Here is a 20152-nt window from a genome sequence, read left to right as displayed (position 1 = left end):
ATTTTTAAATTTTATAATATTTTTTATTTTATAAATAAAATATTTAAAAATAACTTGTTAATAAGTAATTTTAATTCACATCTTTACTAACAAGTTATTAAAATGTTGATAACTCTGTGAAATATTTGTGAATTTCTAATTATTAAAAATTATTTTATAATTTATTAAATATATGAGTAATTACCAACTAAAGACCAATGAAGAACACTATGTTGCTACACCTATTAAAGTATTAAAAAGTAGTCCTGGCCAATTATGAGCCTTGTTAATGTGTGAAACAGATAAAAAAGAAAAAATAGTCGTTTATGCTTCAAAAAATATACCAAAACTTTTTGAAAGTTACGATTTTATTGTTACAAAATCGACTAAAGGCCAAAATAATAATTATGTTTTGGTTAATTTTTATACTAGACCTAAAACAGTTGATCGCGAAACAGAATTATTTAGATACTTAAAACAAACTCCAAAAGTGGGGTTTGTTGCAATAGACAAAATTAAAACTCATATTGGTTTTATAGATTTTTATACAAAAGTAAAGAACGGTGATTTAAGCAACGAAGATTTTGCTAGTTTTTTGTCAACTAAACAAAAAGAAATGATAAAAAATATTTATGAAGAACATAAAGATAAAATAAATCAATTAATTGATGTAAATAATGTCGTTGATGAAGAGTTGTTCTTTTTTGAATTAAATAAAATTCAAAATTTATATGAAAAAATTAAGTATTTAAATTCTAATGTTAAAGATTTATTAACTCATTACAAAGTAAATAATCCTTATAATTTGTTTTTAATTAATAAATTAAATTTACATGATGTAGATACTTTTGCTTTAGCATTAGGATATCAGACTAATTCATACGAAAGATTGGAAGCATATTTAAACTACTCAATGGCCTTTTTAGAAGAAAATAATTCAACCTTTCTTTTTTCAAGCGAAGTTATTGAGTTATTACAAAAAACTTCTAATTTATATGATCATATAGTTATTGAAGAATTTTTAAAGGATATGATTAATAAAGGGATAATTTTATCTGTTGATAATTTGATTTGCCGAAAAACTACTTATGATAAAGAGAATATGGTGACCTTCTGGATTAATAAAATAAAAGATGTAAAACCACTCAAATTAAAAATTTTGCCAAAAAAAGATTTAAATTATTTATCCGACAAACAAAAAGAAGCTTATTACGAATCTTTAAATAATAATATTAGTATCATAACGGGTGCCCCAGGTACCGGGAAAAGCAATATTATTAAACATTTGCATGATACTTTAAAAAAATCTAAATTTAAACTTGGAAAAGATTTTATGATACTTGGACCCACCGGAAGAGTTTGTGCTAATTTATCGAAAAAACATGGGTTTGTTACAAAAACAATACATAGTTTTTTAAGTATTCCAACTGATGATGAAAAAGTTACAAAAAGTATTGAAGATTTCAATGATATAAAATGTTTAATAATTGATGAATTTAGTATGGTTAACTTAAATATTTTTTATTTACTTTTATCAGTATGTCAAAACTTGCAAAAACTAATCTTACTTGGAGATGTTAATCAATTGCCTGCAATTGGTCCAGGTAACATACTACATGATTTAATTGATTCGCAGAAAATTTCAGTAACTTATTTAGAAGAGAATTTTAGGGCTGAAAGCCAAGAAATCATTGATTATACAAACTTTATTAATTCTCTTGGCGATTTTGAAAAGTTAAATTCTGACACTAGTTTTAAAGATTACTTAAAAAATAATTTGAGTGTAAAAATTACTGAATTAAATCAAAAAACAAAAGAAATTATATATACAGATTTTTGTAATTATCAAGGGACTAAATTAACTAAAAATAGTGTTTCATTAAATATATATAACGATTACCTAAATGATTTAGGTGACTTATTTGTAGAAAAAGTAAATAAATATGATTTAAATAATGTGATTGTCATTTGTCCAATGTATAAAGGTTTTTTTGGTATTGATAAAATTAATGAACAAATTCAAAATGTGTATAATAGAGATTCAGAAGTAATATATAAATATAAAATAAATGAATTAGAATATAAATTTAAATTAAATGATAAAGTAATTCAATTAGTCAATAGATATGATGAAGGTATTTCAAATGGCGATATTGGATATATTGAAAAATTTATAAAAAATTCCGCAAACAACAAAGAAGAGATTCATGTTAGATATGATGAAAAAATAATTATCTATTCTAAAGATGAATTTAAAAATGAAGTTAAATTAGCTTATGCGGTTACGGCGCACAAATTCCAAGGAAGTGAAATTAATTGCTGTATTTTTGTTGTGCACCCAGCCCACAAAAAAATGCTATATAAAAAACTTGTCTATACGGCTACTTCTAGGGCTATAAAAGAATTAGTTATCTTTGCACACACAAATAAAATTTATTCAACAATTTTTTTAAAAGAATTTTTAAAGCCAAGAAATATTATTACAAACTTAAGTTGGATGTTAAAGGAGTAAGATGAAATTAATAGTTGGATTAGGAAACCCCGGAATTGAATATAAATACACAAGACATAATGCTGGATTTTTAGCAATTGATCGAATATGTGAAAAATTAGGGATTACCTTAGATATAAATAGATTTAAAGGTGAATATAAAAAAGTTGAGGATTTAATTATCGCAAGGCCTTTAACTTACATGAATTTATCAGGAGAATTTGTTCGAGACCTGGCAAATTTCTACAAAATAAATTCTGATGATATTATGGTAATTCACGATGAAAAGGATATTGAAATTGGTAAAGCAACTATAAAAGTTGGAGGAAGTGGAGGAAGTCATAACGGTGTTAAAAATATCATTCAATATCTCAATAAAGAAGATTTCAAACGCCTTAAAATTGGAATAAATTCACCTTTTAAAGGTGAACTAAAACATTTTGTTTTAGGAAAATTTACCGAGCCTGAAATAAAGGAATTAAATATGGTTTTAGAAAAAAGTGCAGATGCTGCTATATTATTTGGTTTTAATGATATTTATACTGTAATGAATAAATTTAATGCTAAAAACAAAACTAAACCTAAAAAATAACAAAATTCTTATTGCTGTAAGCGGAGGACCTGATAGTATGTTTTTATTAAATAAATATAAAAATTATAAAAACATACTAGTCGCTTGTGTTAATTATAACCAACGTCCAGATAGCAATGTTGATTATAATATTGTTAATATTTTTTGTCAAAAATATGATATTCCTTTTTTTGGTTTATCGTTAAATAAACTCGATTATAAAAAAGGAAATTTTCAAACTTGGGCACGGGACCAAAGATATGCATTTTTTGAAAAAATATATAAAGAAAAAAATTGTAATATTTTATTAACTGGCCACAATCTTGACGATTTTTTAGAAACTGCAATTTTTCAACTTTCTTCAAACCGTGATGTTGAATATTATGGAATTCGTAAGATTAACCATTATAAAGGTATGAATATCTTTAGGCCCTTGCTCTTTAAGTATTTTAAAAACACTATTCTTAAAAAAGTAATTAAAAATAAGATACCATTTCAAAAAGATTATACAAATGATGTTCCAAAATACACCAGGAATAAAATAAGAATTGAAAATAACAAAAAAAGTAAGTTAAAAAAAATAAGTTTTTTATCACAAATATTAATCAAAAACTTATTTTTGAGTTTTAAAAATAAAAAAATATTAAACGAATATAAATGTTGAGAAAATAAAAAATTCTCCCAAGATATATTTTTACATTTAAAAAACAAAAAAGACTTGGTTTATAAGTTTATAAATAGTAATTATGAAAATATAAAATTATCTAATGATAAAATAGAAAACATTGTTAGTTTTATTTTAAGTAAAAAAAGAACAAATTCATATAAATTGAATGATAATTTTTATCTCAAAAAACAAAAAGGGAATTTATTAAAAATAAAACAATAACTTTTAAATTTATTTTATAATATACTTAATATATTTGTTACAGAAAGGAAGGTATGAAAAATAAAAAAATAATAATCTGAATAACTATATTAATTTTATTAGTTTTAGGTATTGTTCTTTATTATGTATTAACTAGAAGAACAACTGGAAATGAATTAAGTATAAGTCAATTAATTCTTAGATTAGAAGCAGCTGCTAGCGACACTGAAGACAAGAATTATTTTGTATCAATTGTCTATGATCCATTTAAAAACACAATTAACACTGTTTTAACTAATGGTGATAAAACTGAAAGTGCTGTTACATATGGGAAAATAAATGAAGTTTATACTTTAATAAATAATTACCAAGATGTAATGAGAAAAGCAGTTTTATTCACTAATAATGTAAATAATTCAACACAACTTGGGCAAGTTTGGTCAGTTAAAACTCCAGAACAAAGTATTTTTACATCAATACTTATATCATTAATTCCTACAGCATTATTTTTATTTGTTATTTACTTTGTTTACAGAGGACAAAGCAAAATGATGAATGGACAAGGTGGAATGTTTGGAGAAAAATCACCGGCACAAATCATTAAATCTGATAAGAAATTTAAAGATGTTGCTGGTAATAAGGAATCAATTGAAGAAATTAAAGAAATTGTTGATTATCTTAAAAATCCAAAAAGATATGAAGAAGCAGGAGCAAGGATGCCAAGAGGTATTTTGCTTGGTGGTCCTCCTGGAACTGGTAAAACTTTATTAGCTAAAGCTACTGCGGGTGAAGCTAATGTACCATTTTACTTTGTATCAGCATCTAACTTTGTTGAGTTGTTTGTTGGTATGGGCGCAAGAAGAGTTAGAAGTGTAATTTCTGAAGCTAGAAAGAATGCACCAGCAATTGTGTTTATTGATGAGCTTGATGCAATTGGTAGAACAAGAGGTAGCGGTATTGGAGGCGGGCACGATGAAAGAGAGCAAACTTTAAACCAACTATTAGTTGAAATGGATGGTATTAAAGAAAATTCAGGTCTTTTGTTCGTTGCTGCAACTAACCGTACTGATGTCTTAGACCCTGCTTTAACAAGACCAGGTCGTTTTGACCGTGTTATTACAGTTGGATTACCCGATGTTAAAGAAAGAGAAGAAATCTTAAAATTACATGCAAAAGGAAAAAGATTTTCAAGCGATGTTCAATTCTCTAATGTTGCAAAAAGAACACCTGGTTTCTCAGGGGCTCAATTAGAAAACGTTATTAATGAATCTGTTTTATTAGGAGTTCGTGAAAGATCTGATGTTATAACATTAGAAATTATTGATGAAGCGATTGACCGTGTAATGTCAGGTCCAGCTAAAAAATCAAGAACTATTACAAAACGTGAATTAACAATGGTTGCTTATCATGAAGCAGGTCATGCAGTAGTTGGAATTAGAATTCCAGGCGGAAACAAGGTTCAAAAAATTACTATTATCCCTCGTGGTCAAGCTGGTGGATACAACTTAATGATGCCTGAAGAAGAAAAGTATAACTATTCTAAGAAAGAATTGTTAGCATCTATTGCTAGTTTCATGGGTGGTAGAGCTGCTGAAGAAATTATTTATGGTGCCGATAATGTTTCTACTGGAGCATCTGACGACATAAATAAAGCTACCTCTATTGCACGCAGAATGGTTACTGAATTTGGTATGAGTGATTTAGGTCCTATTAAATATCAAGAAGAATCTGGGTCTCCATTTTTAGGTAAAACTTTAGCCACTAGTTCATCAATTTCTAACCAAATTAGTCACGAAATTGAATTAGAAGTTCGTAAAATTATTTTAGAAGCTAAAGAAATTGCCCTTAAAGTAATTAACGAAAATAAAGAATTACTTGAATTAATTAAGACATTACTTTTAGAAAAAGAAACAATTATTTCTGAGGAAATCGAATACATTGCTAAAAACTTAAAACTTCCACCTAAACAAGAAGAAGTTAAAAAAGAAAATAAACCAATTGATTTAGATTCTTTAATTTCTCTAACTGAAGACAAACCAAAAGAAGAAATTCAAGCAGAATCGGTTGAAGAACCTAACACACAAGAACAATAAAATACTTGATAAAATCTTTTATAAACAAAAAAACTAACATTTGTGTTAGTTTTTTTTGTTTTTCTTTATTACTATTTTTAGCGGTATAAAGAGTACTCAATAACTATTAATTACGCAAGTGAACCCACAACTTTGCAAGATGTTTTATTTAGTTATTAAAAACTAAAAATCATTTCATTATCAAAAATTATAAATATTATTTTATTTTAATTATTTTATATAATATAAATAAAATTTTTATATTCAATTTATAAAGGAGGCAAGATATGTGAAATTTATTTAAAGAAGTATGAAGATCATTATTTAAAAATAAAATAATAGTTGGAGGACTGACTATTTTAATATTCCTTACATCTGGAATTTTCACATTTCTACATGGTAGTACAAAAACTATGCAGATCCAATATGAAAAATATCAAAATCAATCTAAAGCCCATGATATAACAGTAGATTTAAATTTACCTATTAATGGTAATACTTATAATAATGGATATTTTATTAATGGTTTAAGCAGGGAAGACGATTCTCCTGATTACAATAAACCAATTAAATATTTAACTAAAAATTACTTAGAAACAAGTAATATTTTAAACTTCAATAAAATAACTGAGCAATACTTGCCCTTAAGTTATTTTATTGACCAACAGGAATATCAAAACAGATATATTAGTCGTTCAGATTTTCTTGATTTATATAATAGTTCAAATGGTGATAATCAACAAGGTGAATTATTTGCACTTGATTATTCGCAAAATCAAAAATATTTTAAGTTAAAAAGACCAATTACTTTTCAAACATACGTAAAAGAAGGTAGTAGTTATAAACAAGAAATAGCTAAAACATCTGTTGCTAAAGAAAATCGTTTTAGATTTGATAAAGTATATAAATTTAAGGATATTGCATATATTTATAATAGTGAAAAGAATGATATTTATGTTTCACAATTAAGTACTTTATATATAAATCCTGAAAACAACTTAATGACTTTTGACATATTACAAGGTAGAGATTGGGAAGCTAACAAAGGTGTTGTTAAAATCTCAGGCGATCAATTAGCTAAATTATTAGGATTAACTCCATTAAATAATAATAACAATTATGTTTATGTAATTAATAAAGAAATTAAACCAGTCTTAATTAATTACACTGATGGTGATGATTTTACTGATTTATATTCAAAAGAATTATTAAGAAGCTTTGCATATGACAATTTATTTAATAATAAAGATATCGAAGTTGAATATAATGGGAAAATAACTTTTGAAAATGATAAGTTATATAATATTCCACTTAACTGGGCTTACCAAAGAAATAAAATAACTTATTTTGAACGTAAGTTATATGAAACAACTTATGTTGGGGAAACCAAAAACAAATGAAGCGGAACATATAAAAGCTTCATGGATAATTTGATTACGCAATTTGGAGATATACCCCAAGACTATGCAAAATTCTCATTTTGAGAAAAAACCATAGTTAACGAATATATTCCGTATATAAATCAAAATAACCTTTCTATTCTCGGAGAAATAGAAACTAAAAACGAAGAGAAAAATTTACTATCTTATGAAGAAGTTCAAAATACTTTGTTAAAATTAGGTGAAAATCAAATTCAACCAAGAGGCATTGATTATACTAAATTTGCATATGATGGATATCAAGGTATAGCACAAATAGAAGGATATACCTTGATAGATAATAAAAATTATTTAAATTTAACTAACCGTAATATAGCTAGTGATACTTTGCTTAAAATCAGGTCTGGTGCGCTTGAAATCACAAAACAAAATATTTACAGATATTTAGAAAGAAAAGTATCAAATGAAAATATTGGTATTAGGCAATCTATAACTGTTGATTCATTTAATGATGGAGAGGGTAAAAAAGTTTATCATTTTGTTAATGTAGGTGATCAAAATAAAACAATTTACGGAATACAAAACAATATTAATAAATTGATTAATGAAGATTTATACCCAACTTTAAATAAAGAATCAAGTGATTTAACCAATTACTTTGTGGCTAAAGAACTTAACCCATATGTCTCTAGTGCTATATTAACCCAAGCATTATCAAATATTATACCTTCAGAAGAATATATTAAATTAGATTATGAATATAATAGAGTTCAATTTACTGATTCACAATCAGGTCAGGTAACTGATATACCAAGGACAAAAATCTATAAGTTAACAAATTATAAAAATAATAAAACATTACTAGATAACGAATACAATGTTTTTGCCGATCTTGGTGTTATGTTGCTATCAAATGATAGCAAATTTGTAATTTTAAAACCTTTTTATAATGAACAAAACCAAATAGTTTCATGAAAAAATGTTGAATTAAATATTGATCGGAACGGAATAGTACCAAACGGGCAAATGTATAATTGACTTAGTTCTAATAAATTAACATTAAAATCATATTTACCTAAAAATACTTTTGTTATGGAGGTTCCTGATTTTAATCATACAGTATTTGTTCCTTTTGAATTTAGAGGACCTGATGTTGAAGTAGTTAACCAGGCTTTAAATGAAAATTCCTTAGATTATGGTATTAATAAACTATGAAAAAGCATAATTAATACCGATTTATATAAAAAAGGGTTTATCAACGAAGAACAGTTATTGGTTTTAATGAGTTCATTAAAGAAATCATTTGATAAAAATAACTTTGCACAAATTTTTTCTTCAGGATCAATAAACTATAGCGTTTTACCTAAGATTATTTTAGATGGATTATATGAAGTTTCTAACCATCCGCAAGGTGATTATATAAAGATAATAATTAACAATGTTTTTAATAAAGTATTAGGTTTATTGTCTAATTTTAATACACAAGAAGAAAAGAACAATTATTTAGCAAAAAATATTGATAACTTATTTTCATTTATTGCTTTATTATCTGGTGATAAGATGGTTAATTATGACACTTTAAGTTCGATGATGAAAGCATCTAAGAACTTAGATGAATTCTTAATTATTTTAAGAGATATATTTTCTGCAATAAACTTTAAAAAGATTTTCGGATATACAAATCATTTCTTTAATACTGATTATAATAAAGAACATGAATTAAATGGGCAAATTTATAAACGTGGTTTAAGTATTTATGATATTCTTTTAGCCGTTTTAAATGGAATTGAATATCCAATTTTAAAAGATGCTTTTATTAGGTTACTTGATAACCTGGATATAAATTATTTAACAGACTGAGATAATCCAAATAATCCATTACAAGGTATTTTAGGTATTTTGCCATTTGGAGTTAAAGAATTATTGCCACAAATTAATGCTAAAGAAAATGACACCAATAAAAAATATCAAAACCTAATTGACGGAATTAAGTTTTTAATAAATAACTTTGATCATAAAATCTTTTTAAATACTTTAAAAGAGGAAATAGAATTAGAGGCTACAACAGTTACACAAGTTTTATTTAATAAACTTTTGGGTACTGATGTTGAATCAAAGAAAAATATTTTGATAACTAATTTAGATTCTAAAAAAATAACTTATGCAATAATTAAAAGTATGTTCAGTATCTCTGGATCAGATCGACGTGTCAAGGATGAAATTATTAAGATGCTTAATTTATCATCAAAAGGAACAAATATAAAAATTTCTGATGGTCAATATTTATCAATACCTGACCAAGATCCTGATAAATTGGATTTCTTTGATTTAATTGGGTTATTAGCACCCATTGATACAACAAGTTCAAGACTTTCTTCAAATACAAATTTAAAGAATCAACTAAATGCTAGTTTGACCACTTTGCAATTGGTCAAACGCCTTGTAAATCAAATAACTGAGAATAAAGATTTATTAACAAAAGAACTTTTACAAAATGTACATAAAAATGTTTTAAAAGAATTTTTTGAATTAAATAACCTTAATGATTTAAATAATCAAAAAGAACAAGTATTACAAAAAGTAAAAGAATGAAAAATAATCCTTGATTCAATGGAAATAGTTAATGAACCAAGTGATAGCAAAGTGCGTGAATCATTTGGAAATTTAACATCATGGTTTATCAATTTACAACCTAAAAGTAGTTCAAGTTTCTTTAATATTATCATTACTAGAATATTATCACAGCTAACACCTGCTAAATATAGTGAATTTAACTATCTTACAGATGTATTGCCTTTAATTAGACTATGGTTAGAAATTTTCAATAATACTAAAGATCATGCCCGTAATTTATCTTTTGCAAATGCATTATTAGAAATTGGAAATAAACAAGAAATAATTGATTCATTTAATTCATTTGATTTATTCCAATCAGGTGTATTAAATATTGCAGGATATCAAGAAACTGGTTTTGGTGTTACCAGATCATTAGCAAACACTACTGCCATGAACGAATATTTCTTTAGAAAAGAAAATTCAGGATATGCGAATACATATTTACGAAAATTAGTAAATGATTATCCTGATTTTGAAAAATTTATTGAACAAAACAGTTATTTAATAACCCAAAACTTTTCATATATAGCAGCAACTAATAAAGATTTTGTGATACAAACTGGAGGAGTTTTCGAACATTCCAATCCTTTATCATCATATATTAGTATTTTTATAAATACATTTTTAAATAACCCAGCATTTAAAAATAACTTAAAAACATTAACTAAAACATTAATTACTGATTATAAAAGATTTTCATTAGATGCTTTAGGTATCTCAGATGTATTATTAAACAATATTTTAAGAAGAATGTTTCCGCAATTACTAGTTTGAACATTTACTAATTCAGTTGCTTCAACTGAAGATGCAACTGTTGATTCAAATATTGCATCGTTTATTTATAATAAGTTAGTTAACTTTGAAAACTTAGTTAAAAATCGTGATAATTTTATATCGTTTTTAAGTAAATTTGATTCATCGGGACGTATTTCACCATATTTAGAAAGTGACTATACTTTAAAAATAGCAATTGATAATAATATTTTCACTAAGTTATCTGATTTAGTTGCAGAGGATCCAGAAAAATATTCATTCTTTGGAATGGATTTAAGTAATATTTTATTTGCGTCCATTAATTCAATTACTGGATTAACACCAGTGAACAATGTACTAACTTTTAATAGGCCTGAATCGTACATTGCAAAAGTTAATTATGCTTTTTTAAATCAAAATAACAAAGAGATTTATAGCGGAAAAATTCCTGACGATGCTATAGAAGCAGAAGCTTTATTAAAAACTCTAGATGAAAGATATTTAATTAATATTAATGGAACTAAATTCATTATTATTGGAGAAGATATCACATTTGATTATTTTTATCCTGTTTTAGATGAAAATAATCTACAAGTTAACACAAAGGATCAAGCTGTCGTATATGTAAATAATAGTGGGTTTGATCGTATTAGACAATCATACCGTGGAACGGTTGTTAAAGAATATTTAACATTAAAACAAAATCCAACTTTTAATTCATCATCATTAAATGAATTAAAATTAGAAATTGAAAAATATGTTCAAGACCAAATAAATGATGTTGCTAGTTTACAAAGAACTTTCTTATATAATGAACTAGATCCAATTAATCCAGAACGTAGTTTAAGAATTGGAACTATAGAAAAATTAATCAACTCAGTTTCGACTACTTCAAACTTTATTTTAATTATATTAATTACTCTAGTTTCAATATCAACCACATTTATTATTAAAAGGTATATTTCTAATAAAAATAAAGTTATTGGTATTTTAATTGCACAAGGATATACACCACTGCAAATCTCGCTTTCATTATGTATTTTTGCAATTTTTACAATATTTACAGGTGGGCTACTTGGATATATTACCGGATTTTTATTAACAGGATATGGATTGCAAATTTTAAGCAATTATTTAGTTATACCAATTGAAACACTGACCTTTGAACCTGTATCATTAATCACAAGTTTAGCTTTACCACTTTTTGGAATGAGTTTATTAATCATTTTAGTTGCACTTCGTTCTTTAAGATATAAAGCTATTGATTTAATGTCAGGAATTACAAGCTTAAGTATTAGTGAGTTTTACAATAAACTATTGCATAAAACTAGAAATAAGAAAGTAACAACAAAATTTGGTATTTCTTTAATTTATAATAGTTTTTGAAAACTCTTTTCATTTGGTATTACAGTTGTTTTATCTAGTATTACCACAATAATTGGTATTTCAACATTTGGTACTTTTGAAAAAGCAGTTGAGAAAACTTATAGTAACCGAAAATATAATTACAAACTTGATTTAGTTACCCCTACAACCCAAGGAGGGTTATATAACCCTGCTTTAGCAAAGGATTTAGAAAATACATTATATGTGCCTGTAGGTGATATAAGAGAACTAAACCAATATCAACCTGATTATTTTAAACCTGGCATGTCAAGTGCGGTAAATTTAAATGATCCAGACACTGGAAAAACAAAAAATGGAAATCCTAGTGATTTCCATCCTCATGTAATCACTCAATTTTCTGTTAATATAAAAATTGAGTCAAGTGTTTCAATTGATCCATTCCAAGTTATTTATAATTCCTTACCTGATAGTCAAAAATCACGTATTTTACAATTGAGAGATAATGTTGGATTTAATTTAATGAAACACCAAGAAGGTGTTGCATTTGTAATGGAAACCGATAAAAACGGCAAACAAGTAACTACAAATACTATTGATATTAATAAAACCTTAGAAAATGGAGTAAGGGCATTCTTCCAATATATACCAAATAAAGACAATATTATTGATGGGAAGTTTTATTATGTTGTTTATAACGATGTTGAAAAACAATGAGAACATAAAATTATTACAACTACTGCATATAGAGATCAATACCGTCAATTTCTAGTTAATGGATATAAATGAATGGATATAAATACTGAAGTCAGAGATTACTTTGTGTTATTTAACGGAATAGTCTTCAATAACACAACAAATGAAACATACACATATTTAGAATCAAACTATAAAGAAAATGATATAAAGATTTATGGTTACCAAAGTAATTCAAATCAAATAAACATATATTCTGAAAGTGGAGAAAATTTGCTTAGCGCAATTGATAATCAATATAAAGCCGAAGGATCAGATAGCACAAAAGCAATACCTTTAATTATTAATAATGTAGTTAAAAGTAAATATAATTTAAGTAAGGGTGATATATTAGAATTAACTATTAAAAATAAGGTTAATCGACTAACTAAAAATATTGAAGAAAAATTGGGAAGAACTTCATACTTAGATACCGAGAATGATCTAAATAAAACTTATAAGTTTTATGTTTATGGAATTAATCCAACTTTTATTAACAATGAATTTATAATTCCAAAAGCTGCTGCTGATCAAATTATAGGTTTTGATGCTTTATATAAAGATAAATTATCTAAAACAGAGGATTCACTGCCTGAAGGGCTTAATGAACATCATTACAAGTTTAATGGTATCTTATCTAAAGATCAACTACCAATTCAATTAATGTTATCAACTGGACTATACTCACCTTCTGGCTTTTTCGGTGCTATTGAAAGTTTTAATATTGATAATACTGGTCTTAGAGAGAAAAAAGATTTCTTTGATGCTATATTTGGAAACTTTACCGTTAATCCTAACTTACCTGTTGAAGGAGTTATGAAACAACTTGGGGCAAGTAATGATGAAATAGTTAAATTTTTAAATCCTAATTACAACCCAGAAAGAGATAACTTTATAACTGTTTATAATGAAGCAAAAGAAGCACCAGATTTACATATTAAAGAATTTGCTAAATTATTCAATGAACAATTAGCAATACCAAGCTCATACACTGTTGAATCTAAAACAATTGCGATTAGTTTTGCTTTATCAATCGGAAAAACAGTTCAGATTATTCTAACGATTATTTCAGCATTTAGTTTTATATTATCAATCATTATCTTAATTATTGTTTCAACAATTTTAATTAATGAAAATGAACGAAATATAGCAATTTGAAGTATCTTAGGGTATTCTAATAAAGAAAAAATTAAAATGTTTTTTGGTATATATGTACCATTTATAATTATTTCATTAATTTTGGCGTTTCCAATTGCTTATGGTATTATTTCAATCTTTGGAATCTTTTTAGCAACTAGTGTATCCTTATCAATCCCGTTAACTATATCTTGATTCAATCTGCTTCTAACAATTACAGTTGTTTCTGGGGTATTTGGGTTAACTTCAGCTGCAGCATGAATTAATTTAAACAAAATTAAAGCTATAGATCTATTAAAGGAGAAGTAAAATGGCATTTTTTAAGAAAAAAGAACGACAAATTAATAACGATCAAACAAATGATGAACAAATTGCTATTTTAAGTAAAAACAGTGATGTAAAGATAACATATAAAAATATCTTTGATATTTTAGACGTAGATCAAGGTAGCAAAAGAGTTATAGTTGATCGCTATATAGCTAAAAAATTGTTTAAAGCAGCGAAAAATAAGCGTTTAACCGACGAAAATAAAGACCTAAAAAATAGTGAGAATGCAATAATTGAGGTTAAAGATGTAAGTAAATATTATTTATCAGGAAATATCGTTACCAGGGTTTTAAAGAATATTTCACTAACAATTAATAAGGGTGACTTTGTTATGATTTATGGTAAATCAGGTAGTGGTAAAAGTACTTTGCTAAACTTAATTTCAGCTTTAGATAGGCCATCAAAAGGGAACGTAATCGTTTGTGATACAAACTTACCTTATTTAAGTGACCTTAAATTAACTTTATTTAGACGCGAAAATGTTAGTTTTATCTTCCAAAACTACAATTTGCTACAAAATTTATCTGGTTATGATAATGTTGAAACTGGTGGATATTTACAAAAAAATAAAGAAAAAAAACTTGATTTACATGCCTTATTCACTGAGTTTGATATGGATGATGTTAAATACAAATATCCAGCACAAATGTCAGGTGGACAGCAGCAAAGAATTTCTATTTTGAGAGCAATTGCAAAAAATTCTCCTATTATCTTTGCTGACGAGCCAACAGGTGCCCTTGACGAAAAAACTACTCAATTAGTTTTAAGTTATTTATATGATATTAACAAAAAATATGGCACCACCATTGTTATGGTTACCCATAACCCAAAAATTGATAAAATAGCTTCTAAAATTATTACAGTCAAGGATGGAAAAATTCAAAACGAAAGAAATAATCCAAACCCAATTCATCCTAAAAACATAAACTGGGAAAATTAATTCAAAGCACCACAAAATATTTTGTGGTGCTTTTTACTGTAAATTATATTTTAATTTTCTTCTTTTAATTCTTTTAAAAACCATGGCATATCATAAGTGTTAGGATTATATAAATAAGCCTTGAAGAGTTGTGAGGCTAATGATCGATAATTTTGTAATGAAAGAGGATGCTCACGGTCATAATTAACACCAAAAAAATTGTAATCTCTTAAATCATAACTATAAGCTATAGAAAAAGTTGAATCACCATAATATTCACTACTTCCAGCAGTTAGAAGACCAAAATAATTAAAACTACCATTTTTAGAAATGTATAAAGCTGATCCTGAAGAACCTTGGCCTCTATAAATATGTGAATAATAATTTCTTCATCCAACTGCAAATTGGTTGTCTTTAATTCACTTTGGTCTTCGCGTAATGGAAGCAGAAAATTTATTAAAAGGAAAACCAATATTCGCAGCATCCCAAATCATAGGAACTGAAGGAATTCTAAATTTAGAAGGAATATTAATTTCTAAATTTGCTTGTTTCATAAGTCTTTTAAATCGTAATACCTGGTCCATTAACCCTTTACTTCTAGCAATTTTTATTTTTTCTAATACATCTATTGAATAAACAATAATATCATGTGGTTGCCTAATGGTTTTACCATCTTTTGATACTTGTTCGTCAGTTACTCATATTATAGATGGATTATTATAGGTAAACCCATGAGTTGTTCAAATATTTCGGCTACGTTCTAAATCATTATCATTTAGTAAATAACTAAAATGATAATGACGGTTTTTTGCTTCCTTTAGGAAGTTTTGATCGATAATATCACTTCATGACTTTGCAGCAGCAGCCTCAGGGATTATATTTTCAACATGCGAATTTGTGGCAAATAAAAAAGTAAAGTCATCAGGATCCTTATTGGCCTTAGCTAATAAGGAGACCCCCCCCTGTTCTATTAAATACATTAACTTTTACTGACCTCAAGTATGCATTTTCCATAATATCTCAGTTACGTCATTCTTCAAGTCGCATGTATTCCGCATCCATTTTGTATCCTTCATGTAATTTGAAGGATACATTTTGGTTTGGTTGATAGACATCACGGTTAGCTAAATATTCTCAATCTGAGAAAATGGTAATAGGTTGGTTGAATTGGTTGTATTCCATATGATTATAATCAAAGCGGTTTTGGTTAACTTTAAAATCTTCTAATTCTTCATCATTTGTATATTGTATTGTTGCGCTTACAGCAGCAGGTAATATTAAAAATGCCCGATGTTTTTCAAATGTTTCTTTGAAATTAATTTGTGTGTCTGGTTCATCAATAATTATTTTATATGAGTTGTCCTCCATATAGATTTTAAACTCAATACCCGTAATTTCATTTCAGGTTAGACTTAATATATATTTAAAAGTCTTGTCTGTATTGGTTTTGGCTTCTTTAATATATTTAAGTGTTTTAGAAGCAATTAAATTATCCAAATCTATATTTAAAGCTATAGTATTATCGTTATTTCTAATGCGTTGAGTTTTTTGGTTATCATTAATTAATGAATTAGCATGTATATTAAATTTAATATTTCTATTTCTAGCATTTGGTTTAAGTAAGGTTTGCTCAAGATACTTACGTTTAAAGGTTCATGATGCAATATTAGTACGAGTATTGATATCTCATAATAAATCATCTCACATTGGTTCAATTACCCGATCACGGGCAATTGAACTTAGCGAATCTTGAATTGTTCTTAAATTTGAATTTTTTCATGTAAAACTTTCGTATAAATTATTTGTTTGACTTAAAGCAAATCCTTTTATTTTGTATCACGTATTACCTTGAATTCATTTATTGCTTTTATCTTGGACCTTAAAGCTGATGTATGCTTGGTCACCAGAAATACGTTTTATAGAATTTATTTTAAATATTGAAGCTGGTAAAGAGAAGTTTTTGTATTGAATTTCATTATTTTCATTAACTTTCAATTTGATTACTTGTTCAAGGCCATTTAAATCTCTTGCTCATTCATCTGCTGTTTTAGTTTTTAAGACTTCATAATTAATATCTAAATCGCTTAGTTTTATATTATTAACCATGATTTCTGGGTAGTGGTGTTGTTGGTAGTCATTAACTAAGTTTATTAAGGTATATTCTTGCTCGTTGGTGTATCTAATTGATTGATCAGTTTTCTTAATTCATCCAAGTTTAAATGACATGCCACGCTTACCAACACGTTTTACATCATATCAAACTGGGAAATAATCTCCTCGTAATGTGCTTATATTTGTTGCATTAACCTTTATATCTTTATCATAATATTTGTTATCTAATGGAACATATGCTTTATCATCGTGATTTACACCTTTATTATCTGTTCCTGTGTTATTTATTAACATTAAATATTCCATGTTAATAAATGCTTTTTGGTCAATTAAATCTTGAACATTGATAAGTCTAAAATCAGGTTCTACTTTAGTCGATGAAGTAAGCCTTGGGGTAAAGTTCGATTCATTAACTGAGTTAATTAAATTAATAATATTTTGATCTGGCATTATTGCATCTTTAAAGTCTTCTGCAGTAAAGATTTCACCTTTAGGCTTTAAGTCAAAGAAGTTAAGTAATTTGAAATTGTTAATTTTAATAGGATTTTTATAAATATCTTGATTATTTTCGCTTGGCACTTCAACTCCATCTTTTTTGTATCAGAGAATTAATTGTGCTGTTCCATTTCAATCATCAATATTAATAACATCTTTAATAAATAATTCATATTTACCAAATTTAGGCAAAATATATGAATCATTGAATGCTTTGATTGCATCAGATGCAAGATAGATTTCATGAGTGGTTTTGGTATTTGGTTTAAATTTTAAAGAATTAAAAAATGTTGATGAAGGACCTTCAAGGATTTTAAGGATCTTTGCTTTATGTATTTCATCAAGATAAGTTTGGTATGATCCTTGATTATTTCAAAAGTCCACTTTATGCAGTGTTGGCCGTTTTATTTCTCTTATTATTTGGTTATTAAATAAAACTCTTAATGTTACATATAATTGTCCATTTTTATATTCAAAATCATCAAGAAATTGATAAGTAAAAAATTTTGAAATTCTTCTTGATTTAGGTTTAAAGTATGAAAGTTTATCTTCAAAACTTAAGCTTAGAAAATCACTTTCTTTCAATTCATTTAAACGCTCATAATTTACATTAAAATTCTCATCAATGTGTCAAAGGTTAATTTTGTCAATGTATTGAGTGACATCTCTAGCGAATGTTTTGGAGAAATTATAAGTGTAGTTTATGTCTGGATTAGGTTTTAATATTACTTTAACTTCTACATTTAAAGTATTTCAATTGCTTGGGTCTAATTCTAGGTTTGTTATTTGATAATCAATATATTCATTATCATGTACATCAAAGAATAACTTTGTATTTTCAAAAGTATATGATGCTGAATATGAATATTTTTCGAGGTCATATTTTTTACCTAATTCATCATATTCAAATTTTAGTTTCTCACCTGCTTCATCTTTGAAATAGTCTAATAGTGTTTTGGAATCTTGCTCCTTGTTTTGTTTTAGATTAGTATCAAGAGTTTGATAAGTTTGTAATAAAGTTTCAAAAGATTTAATATTTGATTGCATTGAAACTAGCGAGATTTTATCTAATAAGCCACCTGTAAATAATTTATTATATTTTGCTTTTTCTTTGTAATAATCTAAAACTAGTTTTTGTGCACCGTGGTATTCATTTTTAATATATGTTTCAATGCTCGTTAGTTTATTATTAACTTGTGCAAATATTTGGAGGAATTTAGTAAATTCTTCGTTAAAGGTATTTAATGATTTAAAACTATAAGTATTAAGTAAATCTTTTAAATTATCTTTGTTATTTTGTGTTAACTGTGCTTCTTGTATTGTTTGAATTAAAGAACTTCTTAGGTCAACAACTTGGCTTGTTTCAAGGTGATTTAGTTTTGCCTGGAATTGATAAATACCTTCTAAGTTATAAATATTTTGGATCTCAGATATTAATGACTGTTTATCCAGAGGCGAAATATTTGAAGATTCAACAGTTTTAAATAACCTATTTTTAGCATTCTTTACATCATGTGCTATTAGATTATTTTCAATAATGTAATTAGTTAATGAAGTAAAGTTATTTTCCAATCCTTTATTATAAGAAGATAGATTATTTATTGACAGGTTTTCCTCAAGAAATATTTTAACTTTATTTAATTGTGTAATTAAAGATTCGTTATTTAAACTAAATGCAAATGTAAACAACTTATTTAGTTTTGTAATATTATTATCAATTTCTTTAATCAACTCCAAAGGATTCTTAATTTCTTTATTTAAATTAAATAATTTATAAATTGCAGAATTTAAAAAGTCTTTAACAACTTTATTACTAAGATTAAGTTTCTTTGCTTGGATTACGAACTTATCTAATTCTTTGTTTTTCTCAATCACTAATTCATTGTATGCTTGAATATCAGAATGAGTTTGTTTAATTTCTTCTAGTAATTCATGAGTTAAATTATTTAAGTTTAATGAGGTTGTATTAATAATCTTGTCATATTTTTGGAGTTTTGTTTTAATTGAATTAAAGTTTTCATTGTTAATACCAATGTCTGAATAAAGACTTTCAATATTAGTATCTAAGATATTGAGATACTCAGTTGCAAAATTGATTAGAATATCAGCTTTATTAGCTGAAATAGGTTCTTTTGTTTGTGTAATATTATTTTGTAATATATTTAACTGTTTTCTATTTTGATTATTGAAAAAACTAATTATCTTTTGATAATTAGGACCTTTTTCTTTATCTTCTTTTTCAAGTCTTTGAGCACTATTACAACTCATTACTATAACTGGTAGCAATGTTACTAAAGGGCCCATTAAAACTAGCTGTTTCTTTTTATGCATAAAACCTCACATTTATTTATTGT

The 20152-nt window shown here is 26.2% G+C and carries 8 protein-coding genes; 6 read left to right on the top strand and 2 right to left on the bottom strand.

Features of this window, described 5'->3' with window-relative positions:
* The first annotated feature begins 172 nt into the window (after positions 1–172).
* The 6 genes from AC0B4S_RS04410 to AC0B4S_RS04385 all read left to right on the top strand — a co-directional run bounded on the left by AC0B4S_RS04410 (position 173) and on the right by AC0B4S_RS04385 (position 15212).
* Entirely contained in the window at positions 173–2491 is a 2319-nt protein-coding gene (locus tag AC0B4S_RS04410; protein ID WP_465101880.1) for an AAA family ATPase, read from the top strand.
* Between the two features lies 1 nt (position 2492).
* Entirely contained in the window at positions 2493–3062 is a 570-nt protein-coding gene (gene pth, locus AC0B4S_RS04405; RefSeq protein ID WP_465101879.1) for an aminoacyl-tRNA hydrolase, read from the top strand.
* On the top strand, positions 3031–3930 hold the full coding sequence (tilS, locus tag AC0B4S_RS04400) for a tRNA lysidine(34) synthetase TilS (protein WP_465101878.1): 900 nt from the start codon (positions 3031–3033) through the stop codon (positions 3928–3930). Before pth ends, tilS begins: the two co-directional genes overlap by 32 nt.
* A 53-nt stretch (positions 3931–3983) precedes the next feature.
* Positions 3984–6002: an ATP-dependent zinc metalloprotease FtsH gene (gene ftsH, locus AC0B4S_RS04395; protein WP_465101877.1), complete on the top strand. Its 2019-nt coding sequence runs from the start codon at positions 3984–3986 to the stop codon at positions 6000–6002.
* 266 nt (positions 6003–6268) lie between these two features.
* Positions 6269–14254, top strand: coding sequence for an FtsX-like permease family protein (locus AC0B4S_RS04390; RefSeq protein ID WP_465101876.1), 7986 nt, complete (start codon positions 6269–6271; stop codon positions 14252–14254).
* A 1-nt stretch (position 14255) separates the two neighbouring features.
* Positions 14256–15212: an ABC transporter ATP-binding protein gene (locus AC0B4S_RS04385; protein WP_465101875.1), complete on the top strand. Its 957-nt coding sequence runs from the start codon at positions 14256–14258 to the stop codon at positions 15210–15212.
* Between the two features lie 50 nt (positions 15213–15262).
* On the opposite strand, the gene AC0B4S_RS04380 is transcribed toward AC0B4S_RS04385, so the two are convergent.
* Both AC0B4S_RS04380 and AC0B4S_RS04375 read right to left on the bottom strand, forming a co-directional pair.
* The gene (locus AC0B4S_RS04380) at positions 15263–16171 is read right to left on the bottom strand and encodes a hypothetical protein (RefSeq protein WP_465101874.1); all 909 of its coding nucleotides are present in this window, start codon (positions 16169–16171) and stop codon (positions 15263–15265) included.
* The gene (locus AC0B4S_RS04375; protein ID WP_465101873.1) at positions 16131–20129 is read right to left on the bottom strand and encodes an MGA_1079 family surface serine endopeptidase; all 3999 of its coding nucleotides are present in this window, start codon (positions 20127–20129) and stop codon (positions 16131–16133) included. The genes AC0B4S_RS04380 and AC0B4S_RS04375 overlap by 41 nt, the downstream gene beginning before the upstream one ends.
* Positions 20130–20152 lie beyond the last annotated feature (23 nt).

The organism is Mycoplasma sp. 6934 (assembly GCF_055523595.1).
This window is presented reverse-complemented; position numbering and strand designations above follow the sequence as displayed.